At 58.9% G+C, this 15593-nt stretch carries 13 protein-coding genes; 3 read left to right on the top strand and 10 right to left on the bottom strand.

Going from position 1 to position 15593, the window contains the following annotated elements; genetic code table 11:
* Positions 1-32: 32 nt before the first annotated feature.
* Both modA and ACQZ5G_RS17885 read right to left on the bottom strand, forming a co-directional pair.
* Positions 33-824 (bottom strand): molybdate ABC transporter substrate-binding protein, encoded by a 792-nt coding sequence (gene modA, locus ACQZ5G_RS17890; protein WP_448737909.1) that lies wholly within the window; start codon positions 822-824, stop codon positions 33-35.
* A gap of 268 nt (positions 825-1092) precedes the next feature.
* Positions 1093-2376, bottom strand: coding sequence for an NAD(P)/FAD-dependent oxidoreductase (locus ACQZ5G_RS17885; RefSeq protein WP_448737908.1), 1284 nt, complete (start codon positions 2374-2376; stop codon positions 1093-1095).
* Positions 2377-2506: 130 nt separating this feature from the next.
* Here ACQZ5G_RS17885 and ACQZ5G_RS17880 point away from each other — a divergent pair, with 130 nt between their 5' ends.
* Both ACQZ5G_RS17880 and ACQZ5G_RS17875 read left to right on the top strand, forming a co-directional pair.
* A complete protein-coding gene (locus ACQZ5G_RS17880; RefSeq protein ID WP_003521319.1) occupies positions 2507-3433 on the top strand; it encodes a LysR family transcriptional regulator in 927 nt (308 codons plus the stop codon).
* A 103-nt stretch (positions 3434-3536) separates the two neighbouring features.
* On the top strand, positions 3537-3773 hold the full coding sequence (locus tag ACQZ5G_RS17875) for an Lrp/AsnC ligand binding domain-containing protein (protein ID WP_003521320.1): 237 nt from the start codon (positions 3537-3539) through the stop codon (positions 3771-3773).
* Between the two features lie 305 nt (positions 3774-4078).
* On the opposite strand, the gene ACQZ5G_RS17870 is transcribed toward ACQZ5G_RS17875, so the two are convergent.
* The 3 genes from ACQZ5G_RS17870 to epmA form a co-directional block, all read right to left on the bottom strand.
* A complete protein-coding gene (locus ACQZ5G_RS17870; protein WP_003492264.1) occupies positions 4079-4270 on the bottom strand; it encodes a hypothetical protein in 192 nt (63 codons plus the stop codon).
* A 378-nt stretch (positions 4271-4648) separates the two neighbouring features.
* Positions 4649-5713, bottom strand: coding sequence for a lysine-2,3-aminomutase-like protein (locus tag ACQZ5G_RS17865; RefSeq protein WP_448737907.1), 1065 nt, complete (start codon positions 5711-5713; stop codon positions 4649-4651).
* Positions 5710-6774, bottom strand: a complete 1065-nt coding sequence (epmA, locus tag ACQZ5G_RS17860) for an EF-P lysine aminoacylase EpmA (RefSeq protein ID WP_448737906.1) — start codon at positions 6772-6774, stop codon at positions 5710-5712. Before epmA ends, ACQZ5G_RS17865 begins: the two co-directional genes overlap by 4 nt.
* Before the next feature lie 251 nt (positions 6775-7025).
* Between epmA and efp the strand changes: the two genes are divergently transcribed.
* A complete protein-coding gene (efp, locus tag ACQZ5G_RS17855; protein ID WP_003521324.1) occupies positions 7026-7595 on the top strand; it encodes an elongation factor P in 570 nt (189 codons plus the stop codon).
* Positions 7596-7708: 113 nt separating this feature from the next.
* Here efp and ACQZ5G_RS17850 read toward each other — a convergent pair whose 3' ends face one another.
* The 5 genes from ACQZ5G_RS17850 to ACQZ5G_RS17830 all read right to left on the bottom strand — a co-directional run bounded on the left by ACQZ5G_RS17850 (position 7709) and on the right by ACQZ5G_RS17830 (position 15460).
* Positions 7709-9154 carry an efflux transporter outer membrane subunit gene (locus tag ACQZ5G_RS17850; protein ID WP_448737905.1) on the bottom strand — a complete coding sequence of 482 codons (1446 nt, stop codon included), beginning with the start codon at positions 9152-9154 and terminating at the stop codon, positions 7709-7711.
* A 149-nt stretch (positions 9155-9303) separates the two neighbouring features.
* Positions 9304-12393, bottom strand: coding sequence for an efflux RND transporter permease subunit (locus ACQZ5G_RS17845; RefSeq protein ID WP_035261240.1), 3090 nt, complete (start codon positions 12391-12393; stop codon positions 9304-9306).
* Positions 12394-12446: 53 nt separating this feature from the next.
* A complete protein-coding gene (locus tag ACQZ5G_RS17840) occupies positions 12447-13649 on the bottom strand; it encodes an efflux RND transporter periplasmic adaptor subunit (protein WP_065657016.1) in 1203 nt (400 codons plus the stop codon).
* Between the two features lie 198 nt (positions 13650-13847).
* Entirely contained in the window at positions 13848-14507 is a 660-nt protein-coding gene (locus ACQZ5G_RS17835) for a TetR/AcrR family transcriptional regulator (protein ID WP_003521328.1), read from the bottom strand.
* A 2-nt stretch (positions 14508-14509) separates the two neighbouring features.
* Positions 14510-15460 (bottom strand): phosphoribosylaminoimidazolesuccinocarboxamide synthase, encoded by a 951-nt coding sequence (locus ACQZ5G_RS17830; protein WP_003521329.1) that lies wholly within the window; start codon positions 15458-15460, stop codon positions 14510-14512.
* Between the last annotated feature and the right edge of the window lie 133 nt (positions 15461-15593).

Raw genomic sequence — 15593 nt, 5'->3', positions numbered from 1 at the left:
GCGGCCCATAGGTTGGGGCCACGAAAGGCAGTTTATTTCAAAACGGTAAAGCCTTGCTTTTCGAAGAAGGGCGTTGCCTTGGCCGACTTCAGGAAATCCAGATAGGCTTTTGCTGCCGGGGACTTGGCTTCCGAAAGAATGGCCACCGGGTAGATGATCGGCGGATGGCTGTCTTCCGGGAAGGTGCCGACGATCTTCACACCCGGATCGGCGGCGGCGTCGGTCTGGTAGACGATGCCATAGGGTGCTTCGCCGCGTGAGACGAGCAGCAGGGCGGCACGCACGCTTTCCGCGCCGGCAACCTTCTGTTCGACCGAGGACCAGACGCCGAGTTTTTCCAGAGCGGCCTTGCCGTATTTGCCCGCCGGCACGGAATCGACCGCACCCATGGCCAGACGGCCATCGCCCACCAGAGCGGCAAGATCGAAGCCCTGCTTGATCTCGACCGGCTTTGCCTTGTCTGCGGGAGCGACGAGAACGATGCGGTTGCCGAGAAGATTGGAGCGGCTGTCAGCGTTGATCAGCTTTTTTTCGGCGACATAGTCCATCCATGCAAGATCGGCCGAAACGAAGATATCCGCCGGTGCGCCCTGCTCGATCTGCTTGGCCAGCGCCGAGCTTGCTGCATAAGAAACGGTTGCTTCGTTACCGCTTTCCTTCGTCCATTCGGCGTTGAGAGCATCGAGCGCGTTTTTCATGCTTGCGGCGGCAAACACCGTGACTTTTTCGGCTGCATGGGCCGGAACGGCTGCGAATGAGGCCACCATCCAGAAGGATGTGGCTGCGGCAATGGTTTTGAAGAAGCTGCGACGCAAAAGTCTCATGGTCTGTTACCCCCGGTTCGAGATATTCTGGTGAATATATCGATAGGCCTATAGGGCAATCATTATATTTTCAAGGATATATCGATGAGATGGGGAAAAGAGGCTGCCGGGGTGTCTGTGTAGAGGGGTTGTTAAGCTCGAAAGGCTCTCCTCGTCATGCTGGAGCTTGTCCCGCGCATCTGCAACGTTTCCATTTTATTGAACGTGATTAGATCCTTGGGACAAGCCCAAGGATGACGTCGTTCCCTTGAAGCGGCTCTGTCTCCGATCAAAAACGCTCGCCGGCGAAATGGGCGATCTGTGCGCCTGCTTCGTAATAGGCTTCCTTCACCGCCCGGAAAGACTGCGCTTTCGGCTCCGTCAAAGGCAGCGGCAATTCGGCTTCAGCAATCTCTCCGAGAATATGCTGCGCAATGACCTTGCCAAAGGCCGTGCCCGGCGCGATGCCGCGGCCGTTATAACCTGAAAAGCCGACGACATTTTCAGCGAATTTGTGAAAGCGGGGCACGGCATTGTCGGTCATGCCGATCTGACCGTACCATTCACATTCGAATTCCATATCCCCGAGTTGCGGGAAAAGTCGCTTCAGCGAACGCTTCGCCCAGGCACGATGAATGGCGGCGCCGGTGCCGCGCAGGGCGCCGACGCTGCCGAAGACCAGCCGGCCGGCTTTGTCCATGCGGAAGGATGAGAGAATCTCCTTCGTATCCCAGCAGCCCTCACGGCCAGGCAGGATGCTCTTTTGCAGGTTATCGCCGAGCGGTCTCGTCGCGAAATTGAAATAGGGCAGGTAGACCTGTTCGTCGCGAACGATCTGCCATGGGCCGGTGCTATAGGCTTCGGTGGCTACAACGATCCAGTTGGCGGTTACAGACCCTTGCGGCGTCTTCACCACCCATTTTCCATTGCTGCGTTCGGTCGCTACCGCGGGGCTTTCGGTATGCAGGCGCACGCCCGCTTTCTGGGCGGCTGCGGCAAGGCCTCGAACATAGGCGAGCGGCTGTATCGTGCCGGCGCGTGTATCCAGAAGCGCACCGGAATAGCCCGTACTGCCGGTGCATCTCGCTGTCTCTTCGGCATCGAGGATACGGACGGGTGCGCCTCTCTCCGCCCATTGTTCGCAGCGCTCACGGATTTCGGCGAGCCCTTTTTCTCCGACGGCGCAATGGAGCGTGCCGTTTTTTTCCATCTCGCAGGGAATTGCGTGTTTTTCCACCAGTTCACGCACGAGAAGCGGGGCATTGCCCAGAAGGTCGAGAAGCCGCTCGCCGTAAACCTCGCCCAGCACGCCGGGCAGCTCTTTCGGCATGACCCACATGCCGCCATTGATGAGGCCGACATTGCGGCCCGCGCCGCCGAAACCGATTTGCCTTGCTTCGAGAAGAACGACATCCACACCGCGTTCGGCAAGATGAAGGGCGGCGGACTGGCCGGTGAAGCCACCTCCGACGACGACGACATCGGCAATTGCTGCGCCCTGCAAGGTGGGCGTTACGGGCGGCTGCGGCGCGGTCTTTTCCCAGAGGCCGTGCGAGCGGGGGTCATTATACATCGTTCCACCATGTTCCGGGCCAGTTCATTTGTTCTTCGTATGAGTGACAAGCCCTTGTTTATAAGACTTTACAAGTGGTCTTACCTGTTGAATATCGACATATCGTCAAGAGTTCATTCCGTGAGGGAATATGGTTCTGCCGCCACGCCGTTTTCTGCCGTCGCTTTCGCTGCTGGCGGCTTTCGAAGCCGCTTCCCGGACGGGCAGCGTCACCGCCGCTGCGAGGGAACTGGGGCTGACGCAGGGTGCGGTCAGCCGCCAAATCCTTGCGCTCGAAGAGCAGCTTGGCGTGGCGCTGTTCCTGCGTGAGCGGCAGACGATCCGGCTGACGAGGGCGGGGGAGGGGTATGCGCGGGAAATCCGCGAGGCCTTGCGGCGCATATCGACGGCCTCGCTCAACCTGCGCGCCAATCCGGATGGCGGCACGCTCAACCTCGGGGTTCTGCCGAGCTTCGGCACGCGCTGGCTCGTGCCGCGCCTTCCCGATTTCATCGCCAGACACCCCGGCGTTTCGGTCAATCTTCTGACGCGATCATCGCTGTTCGATTTCCGCACCGATACAGTCGATGCGGCCATCCATTTCGGATTGCCGCATTGGCCGGGCACCGAGCTGGTTTTCCTGATGCATGAAAAGGTCATTCCGGTATGCAGCCCTGCCTTCAAGGCGCGACACGGGCTTTCAAGGCCGGACGATCTGCTGCATGTCCCGTTGCTGCACATGACGACACGGCCGGATGCCTGGGAGCAGTGGTTTCGCAGCCACGACGTCGGTTTCGACAATGTGCATGGCATGCTTTTCGATCAGTTCACGACGATTGCCGAGGCGGCGAGCGCCGGGGTTGGGGCGTCGCTCATTCCTTCTTTCATGATCGAGGAGGAGTTGCGAAGTGGTCGTCTGGTCGCGGCTGTTGCGGGGGAAGTGGAGAGCGAGGAAGCCTATTACCTCGCCTGCATGCCGGATCGCGCCGGTTATGCGCCGCTCGAAAGTTTTCGGCGGTGGATCGTTTCCGAGGCCGCAACCGGGGCGAACGGTGGGGCCGGGGAGTTTTCAGCGTAAACCGGTAAGCGGTCTTGCAAGACGGACGCCGCTCAGCCAATAGTGCGCCATGACGCGTGGCGCGAGCAGCCATGCACCGAAAGTTCAAATACGGGAGATGTCCGTGAAGCCCATTTTCGTTCAGCTTCAATGTGAGCCCGGCAAGACCTATGATGTCGCCGACGCCATCTATAAGACGGAACTGGTTTCCGAGCTTTATTCCACCAGCGGTGAATATGATCTGCTGCTGAAAATCTATCTGCCGCAGGAAGAAGATATCGGCAAGTTCATCAACCAGAACATCGTCAATATTCCGGGAATCGTGCGCTCGCTGACGACGCTGACCTTCACCGCGTTTTGATGCAGCCTATCTGACGATACATGCATGGCGGCGGGGTAAAGCCCGACGAGTGCCGTTTTGCAGGGCGCCATACGCCACTTTGATTCTGCTGGAATGCTTTCTGTCTGACGATGGGAAGCGGGTGGGGCGCTTCCGTGCTCTATTTTCAGAGCGATTTGGCGATCTACGGCCGGCGCGATGCAGGCAGCCGGATTATCGTGCAAGACATGCAAGAGAAGAGCGCGCCATCGGGCCGCTGTTCGGGGTCCGATATTTGGCGCGCTCTGATTTTGACGGTTCTGTGAGCGGGCGCAAGTTTTCCCGCATCAGGCGACCGCGGCCAGATTCCGGTTGCGCACGAGATCGCGGATCGCAATCCGCACGTCGTCGGCGCTGTCGAACTTCTGTTCGTCCAGGTCGTGAACGTGGAACTTCACCGCGATGAACTTCAACCGGTCATTATCCGGGATGACGATGCCGACGGGCTCGCCGGCGAATTCAATAACTTGCTTCTGCATAGATATACTCCCGCTGTGGCTACTTCACACAGCATGTTGTCGAACTGATTTTCAGGAAATTGAGACCGTTAAGTCACATTCGACAGCAGCGGGAACACGTGGATTTAAATCCAGCGTTCCAGGACTCAAAACCAAGGATTGCGTTGATGTTGATATGTTTTGACATGACACACTCCCTGTATTGGTGTTGGCCCGGAATCAGGAGACTCGTTCTCCAGTTCCACACTGATAATCCAGACCAGCACTAAAATCAATGCTGATTGTTATAGGTAGAATATTTTTCTTTATGATGACAGGAGAGGGGCGGAAATGTGAAATTTTTGTTTTCGTTGGCTGCCGCCGCGAAAAGCCCGCTGTAGCAGGCTTTTTATGTATTTTTTAATCGTCGCCGGTGGCTGGCGGTGGGTAAATATGATCGTTTCCGTTGAAGTCGGAAACGGAATAACAGCCATCGCGGGTCTTTTCGGCCGCATTTCTGCCAATTGCCGCTTTGCCGTGGCCGCCAGGAATGTCGAGAACATAGGTCGGCTGGCAAAGGCCGGAGACATGCCCCCGCAAAGCGGAAACGATTCGCTGCCCCTCTTCTATCGTCAGCCTGAAATGGCTGGTGCCGGGCGCAAGATCGGGATGATGCAGGTAATAAGGCTTGATACGGGTCTCGACGAAGGCGCGCATCAACTCGGCAAGAACAGCCGGGTCGTCATTAACGCCTTTCAAAAGGACCGTCTGGCTGACCATGGCGATGCCGGCATCGATCAGGCGTGCCGAAGCCTGTCTTGCGGCTTCGCTGAGTTCCCGGGAATGATTCGCGTGCAGGGCCACATAGGTGGTTTTGCCGCTGGCCTTCAGCGCATCGATCAGCGCCGCGTCGATACGGTCGGGATCGACCACCGGCACGCGGGTATGGAAGCGGACAATCTTCACATGCGGTATGTCTTTCAGGCGCGTCATCAGGTCGGACAAGCGCCGTGGGGAAAGCACCAGCGGATCGCCACCGGTCAGGATGACCTCCCAGATGGCGGGATTGGCCTTTATATAGCCGAATGCGGCGTCGAGTTCCGCCGGGCTCATCATGCCGTTGCCCTGCGGTCCGACCATCTCCCGGCGGAAACAGAAGCGGCAATAAACGGGGCAGACATGCACTGCCTTTAAAAGCACCCGGTCGGGATAACGGTGGACGATGCCGTGGACGGGGCTGTGCGCGTCGTCGCCAATCGGATCGTCCCGTTCTTCAGGAAAATGAACGAGTTCGGCCGGATCAGGAACGAATTGTCGGGCGATGGGATCCTGCGGGTCGCGGCTGTCGATCAGCCCGGCAATCGATGGCGTGATGGCGAGCGCGTAAACTTGCGTCACCGCGCGCAGCGTCTCGAGCGCTTCGGCTTCGATAAGCCCCGCTTCGAGAAGTGCCTCGGCTGTCTTGATGGTCTCAAGCCCTGTCATCGTCCATATTCCGCGACTGGGGCCCACATGACGAGATCGATACGGGGCGCGCCGGTTGCCAGCATCACCAGCCGGTCGAAACCGAGCGCTATGCCGCTTGCCGATGGCATGATTGCCAGTGCGGCCAGAAAATCCTCGTCCAGCGGATAGGTTTCGCCGTAAACCCGCTGCTTCTCGGCCATTTCCATTTCGAAACGTCGCCTCTGCTCGGTGGCGTCCGTCAATTCGCCGAAGGCATTGGCGAGTTCAACGCCGCAGGCATAAAGCTCGAAACGCTCCGCCACCCGCGCATCCTTGGGTGACTTGCGGGCAAGGGCCGCCTCACAGGTCGGATATTCATCGAGAATGGTCGCCCTGACGAAACCCAGCTCCGGCTCCACCCGCTCCACGATGACGCGGCTGAACATATCCGCCCAGGTATCGTCATCGGCCACGCGGATCCCGGCCTCGGTGAGGTTCGCCGCAAGATGGCGAGCGTCGGTTTCGCCGTTTCGGCTGATGGTGGCCAGCAGGTCGACGCCCGCATATCGCTCGAAGGCTTCGGCGACGCTTACCCGCTCCGGCTCGAGGAAGGGATCAACGCTGCGGCCGCGATAGGTGAAATTCTTCGTCTTTGTGGTTTCGGCTGCCAGCGCCAGAAGATTGGCGCTGTCCTTCATCAGGCTCTCATAGGTTTCGCCGACCCGGTACCATTCCAGCATGGTGAATTCCGGATGGTGCAGGGGGCCTCGTTCCCGGTTTCTGTAAACATGGGCAAAACAGGTGATGCGTTTTTCGCCGGCGGCGAGCAGCTTCTTGCAGGCGAATTCAGGCGAGGTGTGCAGATAAAGCGGCACGGCGTCGCCGGCCGGCGTCAGGCCCTGTGTTGCGAAAGCATGCAGATGTGCCTCGTTGCCGGGGGAAATCTGCAGTGTCGCCGTGTCGACCTCGAGAAAATCGGCGCTGGCGAAATAGCCGCGAAAAGCCGACTGGATCGCATTGCGCCCAATGAGAAATGCGCGGCGGTCGGCGTGGACGTCCGGCGTCCACCATGGCGACATTGTTTCGTTGCTTGCGCGCATTCTCTGTTCTTTTCCGTCTTCTCTGCGGCGCCCAATTGCGGATAAACGGCCCGCAAAACGCCTTATCGCGTCATTTAAAGCTATTCCGGGCGGAAAACCGCTAGGCACTCTTCCGCGAATTGCTGTAGAAGGCTGGCAATTCGTGCGGATTTAAGGTAGTTGCGCCCCAGAAAAAAGACAAAACGTCTGCCGGGGCCGGTGCTGCCGCGCAGTCCTTTACGACGCATTTCATCGAGTTACAAGGAAGTCATATGGTCAAGGTTATCGCCTCATCCGTCCGCAAGGGCAATGTTCTCGACGTGGACGGCAAGCTTTACGTCGTTCTTACCGCGCAGAACTTTCACCCCGGCAAGGGCACGCCGGTCACGCAGGTTGACATGCGCCGCATCGTTGACGGCGTGAAGGTCTCCGAGCGCTGGCGCACCACCGAGCAGGTCGAGCGCGCTTTCGTTGAAGACCTGAACTTCCAGTTCCTTTATGAAGATGGCGAAGGCTTCCACTTCATGAACCCGGAGAACTATGACCAGGTCGTGGTCGACACTGAGACGATGGGCGATCAGAAGGCCTATCTGCAGGAAGGCATGACCTGCATTCTTTCCATTCATGAAGGCAATCCGCTGGCCGTCGAACTGCCGCGCCACGTCACACTGGAAATCACCGAAACCGAACCGGTCGTTAAGGGCCAGACGGCGTCTTCTTCCTACAAGCCGGCCATTCTTTCCAACGGCATCCGCACCATGGTGCCGCCGCATATCGATGCCGGTATCCGCGTGGTCATCGCGACGGAAGACAATTCCTACGTCGAGCGCGCCAAGAACTGAGCCTGACGGCCCGTTAGACAAAAGCACCGGGAGACCGGTGCTTTTTTTGTGTCATGAATAACAAAAAAAGCCCGCGTCGAGACGCGGGCTTTTTCTTTGCCTTGCGGCGTATCTTACATGGCCTTTGCCGCGGTCCGGGTCGGGCCGAGCGCCTTCTTCGGAGCCGTGGTCTGGCCAACGGCATAACCGCCGCCAAGCGCTACGTTCAGCGAGACGTAGTCCTGCGCGGTCTGCTGTACAGCCTGTGCAAGGCTTGCCTGTGCGGTGGAAACCTGGCGCTGCGCATCGAGAACGTCGAGCAGCGAGGAGGCACCGTCGCGGTAGCTGGCCGTCGAAAGCTGCAACGCTTCCTGATAGGACGCCACGGTCTTGCGCAATGCATCGGCCGTGCGCTGATCGCGGGTGACGGCGGCCAGAGCGTTTTCGACTTCTTCCACAGCGGTCAGAACCGTCTGCTTCCAGACGAGATATTCTTCACGGGCCTGGGAATTGGCCAGATCGATATTGGCGCGGATGCTGCCGCCATCGAGAATCGGCAGAACGAGGCTCGGACCGAAGGACCAGCTATTGGCCGTTCCCCTGCCGCCACCGCTCAGGAAATTGTAGCTTGGCGTGATCGATCCGCCGAGTTCGATGCTGGGATAGAGCTGCGCTTCCGCGACACCGATTGAGGCAACTGCGGCGGCGAGATTGCGTTCGGCGACACGAATGTCCGGACGGTTGCGGATGAGATCGGCCGGAATGCCGGTGCGCGGAATGCTGCGGGCAACCGGCTGGCGTGCGCCCTTCTGCAATTCGGAAATCAGAGATGAGGCCGGCAGGCCGAGAAGCGTGGCGATGCGATGCGCCGCCTTGCGGAAGTTGGTTTCGAGGCCCGGAATGTCGGACAGCGTGGAGTTCACCAGACCTTCGGACTGGACGACATCGAGACGGGAGGCCGCGCCCGCTTCAAGCTGCAGCTTGGTCAGGTCCAGCGTTTCGCGGCGGGAAGCCAGGTTCTGACGGGCAATCGCCAGGCGCTCCTGATAATAACGCACATCGATATAGGCTGCTGCGACCGAGGAAATCAGCGTCAGGCGCTGAACATCGACGGTGGAGTAAGCGGCATCGAGCGATGCATTGGCGCTTTCCGTGGCGCGGCGATAGCGGCCGAAGAGGTCAAGCAGCCAGGAGACGCTGAGACTGCCTGAGGACACGTTGGTGACGGGAACATCACGGTAGCTACCCTTGGTCTCGCTGGTCGTGTGGCTGCCGTTTGCCGTCAGGCTCGGCAGACCGCCCGCGCCGGCCGAGATAACCTGGGCTTCCGCCTGATTGATCCGCTCGATCGCCTGCATCACGGTCAGGTTCTGGCTGAGGCCAGTGGAAACGTAACCATTGAGGCGGCTATCGTTAAAGGCTGTCCACCACGCAACGCTGCTGATGTCGCCATTACTGGTTTTTCCGGCTTCCGCAAACTTTCCCGGCAATTGAATTTCCGGCGTCTTGTGGTCGGGCCCGACAACACAGCCTGAGAGCAGCAGCATTGTCAGGGGAAGAGTAGCGCGAATAGACAGCATGTAATTTTCCCAATTCTCTGGTTGGCTTACCGAGCGCGGCTTGCTGACAAATGGGCTGCGCGGTCGATATGCCGTAGAAACGTGCATTTGCCAAATCGGCAACATTTCTAGCAGCGTATTAACGGTTGGCACAGCCCATTTTTGTTTTGTTAACGCCTTGAAAGGCGACGAATGATGACGAAAAAGGACGGAACGAAGAAAATTCCGAGCAGTGTTGCAGAAAGCATACCACCCAGCACCCCGATACCGATTGCATTTTGTGCGGCGGAACCCGCTCCGGTTGCGATTGCGAGAGGCACGACACCCAGGATGAAGGCCAGCGACGTCATGATGATCGGACGCAGGCGCAGCTTCGCCGCTTCCAGTGTCGCTTCCATCAGGCTTAGTCCATGCTCCTGTCTTTCCTTGGCGAATTCGACGATCAGAATCGCGTTTTTCGCCGCAAGGCCGATGGTCGTCAGCAGGCCCACCTTGAAGTAGACGTCGTTCGACTGGCCGAAGAAATGCGCCGCAGTCAATGCGCCGAGGACGCCCACCGGCACGGCCATGATGACCGAGAAGGGGATCGACCAGCTTTCATAGAGGGCGGCAAGGCAAAGGAAGACGATCAGCACCGAGAGCGCATAGAGCATCGGCGCCTGCGAACCGGAAAGGCGTTCCTGATAGGAGATGCCCTGCCATGCCACGGTGTAACCGCCCGGCAGGCTCGCCGTCAGCCGTTCCATCTCGTCCATGGCGTCACCGGATGCAACGCCTGCACCGGCAGTGCCTTCGAGCGAGATCGCGCCCGTGCCGTTGAAGCGGGCGAGAGACGGCGGAGCATTGATCCATTTCACTTCGCTGAAGGAAGAGAAAGGCACCATCTCGCCGCTGGTATTGCGGGCATACCAGAACTTCAGGTCGTCCGGCTGCATGCGGTAGGGCGCATCACCCTGAACATAAACGGGCTTGAGCTCGCCGTTCAGCGTGAAGTCGTTGACATCCCGGCCGGCAAAGATCGTCGACAGCATGAGGTTCACGGAGGAGAGATCGACCCCCATGGCTCCCATCTTTTCCTGATCGAGAATGATCTTCATCTGCGTTTCATTGTCCTGGCTGTCGCTTCTGAGCGAGCTGACCTTTGGATTGCTGGTCGCCAGCGCGATCAGCTCCTTGGACGTGGCGGTCAGTGCCTCGGTGCCGTTGCGACCGCTATCCACGAGATACATCGAGAAACCGCTCGATGTACCCATGCCCTGAATTGCCGGCGGCAGAAGCGGGAACACCTGAGCATCGCGGAAACCGAAGAAGGTGCCCATCGCACGCTGCACGATGGCGCCGGCGTGTTGGTCGGGGGCTGTTCTCTCGGCGAAATCCTTGAGCTTGGTGAAGACGATAGCGTTGTTTTGGCCCGAACCGCTGAAGCTGAAGCCGAGAACGCCGAAAACCGATTCGACATTGGCGGCTTCCTTTTCACGGAAGTAGCTTTCGACTTGCTTCACCACCTCGTTGGTGCGTTCGATGTTCGAGCCGGTCGGCGTCTGGATGATCGTCAGCAGCACGCCCTGGTCTTCCTGCGGCAGGAATGAGCTGGGCAGCTTGCTGAAGAACCAGGCGCAGCCGCCGATCACGATCGCGAAAATAATCATCACGCGGAGAGGCCGTTTCAGCAGGTAGCCAATGGAGGAGACGTAACCATCCGTCGTCTTGCCGAAGCCGCGGTTGAACCACGCGCCCGGTCCGCGCTGCTTCTTGTGATGGTCGATCGGCTTCAGCATCGTGGCGCAGAGCGCCGGCGTCAGAACGATGGCGACCACCGCCGAAAGCAGCATGGCCGAAACGATGGTGACCGAGAACTGGCGGTAGATGATACCCGTCGATCCACCGAAGAAGGCCATCGGAATGAACACGGCGGTGAGCACGAGCGCGATGCCAATGATCGCACCTGTGATCTCGCCCATCGATTTTTCAGTCGCCTCGACGGGCGACAAGCCCTCTTCCGACATGATTCGTTCGACGTTTTCGACGACGACGATAGCGTCGTCAACGAGAAGGCCGATGGCCAGAACCATGGCGAACATGGTGAGTGTATTGATGGAATATCCTGTCAGCGCAAGGACGCCGAACGTGCCGAGAAGCACGACGGGAACCGCGATCATCGGAATGAAGGTGGCCCGCAGGTTTTGCAGGAACACCAGCAGCACGACGAAAACGAGGATGATCGCCTCGATCAGCGTGTGTACCACTTTCTCGATCGACAGCTTCACGAAGGGTGTCGTATCATAGGGATATTCGATCGAAACCCCCTCGGGCAGCGAGCCTTCGACAGCGGAAAGCGCCGACTTTACGCGCGCCGCCGTATCGAGCGCATTGGCACCCGTGGCAAGGTTGACCGCGAAACCAGCCGAAGGACGGCCGTTTGAACGGGAATCGCCGCCATAGGTTTCTTGGCCGATTTCAATGCGGGCCACGTCGCTCAGGCGAACGGTTGCGCCGTCCTTCTCGACTTTCAGGATGACCGATTCGAAATCGGCGACGGTGGTGAGCTGGCTCTGCGCCGTCACCGTCACGTTGAGCTGCTGACCCTTGACTGCGGGTACCGCGCCAAGCGAACCGACCGAAACCTGGGTGTTCTGGCTTTCGATGGCGCTGGTCACGTCGGCCGTAGTCAGCTGGTATTTATTGAGCTTGAACGGATCCAGCCAGATGCGCATCGCATATTCGGAACCGAAGACGTTGATGCTGCCCACGCCTTCGAGGCGCTTGATCTGGTCTTCGACACGAGAGGAGAAGACATCGCCGAGATCGGCGGAGTTGCGCTTGCCATCGGTCGAGATCAGTGCGCCAACCATCAGAATACTGGATGTGGATCGACTGACCTGAAGACCCTGCTGCTGCACGGTGTCAGGCAGTTGCGACTGGACGAGCTGCAGCTTGTTCTGCACCTGAACCTGCGCGATGTCCGGCAGGATGGTATTGCCGAAGGTCAGCGTCACTTCGGCGCTGCCGGTTGAGGACGACGATGTCATATAGGTGAGGTCGTCGAGGCCGGTCATGCCGTCCTCGATAATGGTCGTCACCGATTTTTCGACTGTCTCGGCGCTCGCGCCATTATAGGTCGCGCTGACGCGTACCGTCGTCGGTGCGATATCGGGATATTGCGAAATGGAAAGCGTCCAGATCGCAAGGGCGCCGCCCAGCATGATGACGATGGCGATAACCCATGCAAACACGGGGCGCCGGATGAAGAAATGGGCCATGGCAGTCCTGCCTTACCTTTTACGAGCTTCGACCGAGGGTTTCGTGCTCATGCTTATTTCGAGGGGGCGGCGGCAGGCTGAGCTTGCTGCGGCATAACGACGATACCGCGATCGTCGATGGTCACTTCAACCGGTGCGACCGTCGCACCGTCGGCAATCCACTGGAAGCCGTCGACGATGAGCTTGTCGCCATCCTTGACGTTCTCAGTTACCAGCCAGGCATTGCCCGACTGCTGGCTGGACGGGAAGGTGCGGGTTTCCACCTTGTTTTCCGCCGTCACGAATTTCGCTGTCAGTTCGCCATTGGCGTTCCGGCTCGCGGCGCGCTGCGGAATGCGGAAGCCTTTTTCCTTGCCGATGGTCAGCGTGGCGCGGACATAGGTACCGGGAAGCAGAAGATCGTCCGGGTTTTCGAAGAGGGCGCGGATGGAGAAGGTGCCGGTGGTTTCGCTCACGGCCATGTCCGACATGTCGATCTTGCCGTCATGCTTGTATTCCGTGCCGTCTTCCAGCGTCAGGTGAATGCCGGTCTCCTTCGTGTCGCCGCCGAGCTGGCCCGACGAGATCGCCTTTTTCAGACGCAGAAGATTGATGCTGGATTCCATCAGGTCGATATAGATCGGATCGATGCGGCGCAGCGTCGTCAAAGCCGTCGTCTGGTTGGCCGTCACCACGTTGCCGATGCTGAAAGCGGTTGCGCTGGTGATGCCGTCGAAGGGGGCGCGGACCTTGGTGAGATCGAGGTTGATTTCCGCCGTTTCCAGCGCCGCCTTGGTCTGGGCCACATCGGCTTGCGCCTGCAGCAGCGTCACCTTGGCGTTTTCATATTCAATCTGCGTCGCGCCGCTGTTGACCAGCCGCTCGTAGCGGGCAAGGTTCGCCTGGGCGCTCGGAATGCTTGCTTCCGCCTTCGCCACGTTTGCCTTCGCCTGTGCTACTTCCGCCAGATAGGTATTGTCCTCGATCTGGTAGAGAATATCACCCTGCTTGACCTCGCTGCCTTCCTTGAAGGGAATTTCGCGGATGATGCCGGTGACGCGCGGGCGGATTTCCGCTGTCTGGAACGCGCTGGCGCGGCCGGGCAGAACGGTGGTCAAGGGATATTCGCTGGTCTTCATCAGGATGATGCTGACCGGAGACGGCGGACGCTCGGCGCTCTGGGCGGCGTTCTGGCTGCTCTCGCCGCCATCGCTGCAACCTGCCAGGAGCGCGGTCACACACAGAGAAGCAAATAGGGGTAAAATACGTCGGCTCATTGTTCTTCCCTGCGTATCGATCGCATTCAACTATAAGCGCAATGTCGCTCGGCGGATGCGCGTCCGGAAACAGACACGACAGGCGAAGGCCTTGGAAGGACCCGATTCGCTCATTCTGTCCGGACCGCCACGCGCATAGAAGCGCAGGCTTTTGCGCTTCGCAAGCAATTGCGAGAAGGTGACGTAAATTGGGAATCGTCACTTAGCAAGCGGATTGCGCAATCCCGCGTCGATTAAATCGACGAGTTGATCGCAACGTGTTGCTAAATTGCCGATATCTTCCCGGGCAATGAGGACGGGATGAATCACGCTTGTCAGCGCGTGGAGCACGGTCTCCGCCAGGGGAGAAATCTCGGCCGGCGCGTAGATTCGCGCGTCGATACCGTCGCGGATAATGTCAGCGAGCAGGTTGGCGATGACGGCTTTATAATAGTCGCCGCACTTCATGTCCTGCTTCGCCGTCATCAGGATCATTTCGAATATGTAGGGATTGTCGTTTAGATCCTGGTGGTGCTGTTCCATCAGCGTGCGGGCGAGATGGCGCAGTCTCGAAAGCGGCGCGTGGCTTTTATCCAGCGGCTGGATGTCCCGTTCGAATGCGCCGATCTGCTCGAAGGCGATCGCATCGACGAGCGCGTTCTTCGAGCTGAAATTCTTGAAGACGTTGGCGGGAGACATGCCGAGCGCCGCGGCGATATCGGCAATCGCCACCGCATTGAAACCACGTTCGCGGAAAAGCTCTTCTGCCTTGGCGAGAATGTCCCGCCGCGTTTCCTCGGCGGAACGGCGAGGCCGGCGCCTGACAGGACGGTCACTCTTCCTGTCGGCCTTTCTCGCCTGTTCGATCGTTTTGCTCACGGTCAGACTCCGGGGAAAAACGGCTCCAGGTTCCGGCGTATTCTTGCAAGCGGTGTCTCGCCGCTATCGTCGGGAACGAAGCTCTGTCCGGTGATGCGCTCGTAAGCATCAATATAGACCTTCGAGGTCTGCAAGACGAGGTCCTGCGGAATTTCGGGAACGTCGTCCTTATAAGGGTCGCAGCGTTCGGCGACCCAGGCCCTCACGAAATCCTTGTCGAAGCTTGCCGGCCGTGTTCCGTTGAGGAAGCTTTCGTCGTAACTGTCGGCCATCCAGTAGCGGCTGCTATCGGGCGTGTGGATCTCATCGGCCAGGATGATTGTGCCGTTTTCATCCGTCCCGAATTCATATTTCGTGTCGACGAGAATGAGTCCCTGCTTTGCGGCAATTTCCTGCCCGCGCTTGAACAGCGCCAGCGCGTAACGGGAAAGCGTGTCCCATTGCTCCTGCGTCAGCAGTTTCTTCTCCACGATCTCGGCCGGTGTCAGCGGCTCGTCATGGCCGCCATCGAAGGCCTTGCTCGTCGGCGTGATCACCGGTTCGGGCAGAATCTGGTTATCCTTCATCCCGTCGGGCAGGCTCATGCCGTACATCTGGCGCTCGCCCTTCTTATAAAGAGTCAGGATCGACGTCCCGGTGGTGCCGGCCAGATAACCGCGAACCACCACCTCGACCGGCAATATGTCCAGCCGCTTGCCGATGACGACATTGGGGTCGGGATAGCTCACGACGTGGTTCGGACAAATATCCTTCGTTTGTTCGAACCAGTAGCGTGCCGTCTGGGTCAATACCTGCCCCTTATAAGGTATGCAGGTGAGGATACGATCAAAGGCGCTCAGGCGATCGGTCGATATGATGATGCGGTTGCCGTCGGGCAGATCGTAGTTTTCCCGCACCTTGCCACGGTAATAATTCGGCAGCTCGGAAATGACGGCTTCATCGAGAATGCGCACGGGCTCTCCAATTCTTGGCTTTATAAAGAGGCGTCAGACGCCTCAAGTCTTCTGAAACTCTCGTCCGTTCCTATTGCATGTTTCCTGGAACAGGGCCAGTCGCGACATGAAGGCTGCCTTTTTCTCCGGTTCC

It is taken from the genome of Agrobacterium sp. 22-214-1 (genome assembly GCF_053522465.1).
The sequence above is the reverse complement of the archived record's forward strand: the minus strand, read 5'-3'. Positions and strand labels throughout refer to the sequence as shown.